The organism is Vibrio sp. 2033 (assembly GCF_033339735.1).
The window spans coordinates 1-605 of record NZ_JAWOVC010000549.1 but is presented as its reverse complement, the minus strand read 5'-3'; the positions used below and the strand labels follow the sequence as shown (position 1 = coordinate 605).

1 protein-coding gene is annotated in these 605 nt (G+C 48.1%); it reads right to left on the bottom strand.

All coding sequences use genetic code 11. The features are described from left to right. Window positions 1-232: 232 nt before the first annotated feature. Window positions 233-605: LysE family translocator (locus tag R7P74_RS27730; protein ID WP_318123884.1), on the bottom strand; the 373-nt coding region annotated here is incomplete at its 5' end.

The window sequence follows — 605 nt, the reverse complement described above, 5'->3', positions numbered from 1 at the left end:
TCAAACCCAGTACTCTGCTCTGGGGTAATCGCATCGGTGGCTTGGTTTGCAAACGCGGTGTGGGTGATGGAGGCGCTAAGAAAAAGACCCGTAGACACGAGTCGGTTGAACGTCCAATGCATGATGACTCTCCATGTTGCCAGTTTGATTGTTCAGCTTGGCAGCCATGGAGAAGATCGTCGAGTCAGCGTTTTAATAAATGTCGGGTGTGCGACGCTTTTAAATCAGAGAGTTAACCGATTAATGTGCTGATGGTTTGCACCAAGATACTGCCGCCAACGAGGGTAAACACCACACCACAGATGCCATCGATGTAGATGCCTGCTTGTTGTAATCGACGTTGTAAACGTTGCGTTGAGAGCATCCACGCCAAGCTGGAAAACCAAACCAGAGACAAGCTGAACAGGATAACTAACGCGATGCTTTTGCCTGAGACTGACATTCCGGCTGGCACCAAGCTCGACATCAAGCTGATGAAGAAAACCAGTGCTTTGGGGTTGAGAATGTTGGTTGCAAAACCTTTGGCAAAAGCCTGACGCTTGTTGCTGATCACGAAGCTGTTTGTTTTATTTTGTTGATCCGTTTTCGGGTTTTTGATCGTAGCG